The following is a 609-nucleotide window of genomic DNA, read 5'->3' on the forward strand; positions in this document are numbered from 1 at the left end:
GTGCTGAACCTTGTGCCCAGCCCGTATGCGTCATTCGAGATCATGCACTGGCTCATGGGGTCGCTGACGGACCGGACCTTTACCCATGTCTGGATCTGCCTGCCGGGTATGGTGTGCGGCACGCTGCTCATGCTGTCGGCAGGGCGCGCGCTGGATGCGCTGACATTGGGCGAAGATGTAGCCGAAAGCCTTGGTTTCCGACTGCACGGGATACGGGGCATCCAGACACGGATCGTGCTGGGGGCGGCAGTGGCCGTGGGGTCTTGCGTGGCGGTGTCGGGCGCGATCGGTTTTGTGGGGCTGGTGGTGCCGCACCTGCTGCGGCCGCTTATGGGGTACCAGCCATCGCGGCTGCTTGTGCCGTCCTTTCTGGGGGGAAGCATGCTGTTGCTGGCGGCGGATATGGTGGTGCGTGCGGTTACGGTCGGGCCTGAACTGCAGCTTGGCGTATTGACGGCGCTGGTGGGTGCGCCGGTTTTCCTTGCCCGCGTCATCATGCTGAAAAGAACAATGCCATGACCCTTCTGCGGGCATGCGGCGTCTCGCTCAGGCGCGGGGACCGAATGGTTGTTTCCGCCGCGTCGCTTACGCTGGCGCGGGGGCGGGTGA

At 64.7% G+C, this 609-nt stretch carries 1 protein-coding gene and 1 pseudogene; both read left to right on the forward strand.

What is annotated here, in order from left to right; translation table 11 throughout:
- Nucleotides 1-519 (forward strand): iron ABC transporter permease (locus tag F1542_RS16230; RefSeq protein WP_193733949.1); only part of this gene is annotated, 519 nt, incomplete at its 5' end.
- Nucleotides 516-609 (forward strand): annotated as a pseudogene (locus tag F1542_RS17460) (ABC transporter ATP-binding protein); the annotation flags it as partial. The gene F1542_RS16230 and the pseudogene F1542_RS17460, both read left to right, overlap by 4 nt.

This window comes from Komagataeibacter sp. FXV3 (assembly GCF_015155755.1).
Classification (GTDB): domain Bacteria; phylum Pseudomonadota; class Alphaproteobacteria; order Acetobacterales; family Acetobacteraceae; genus Komagataeibacter.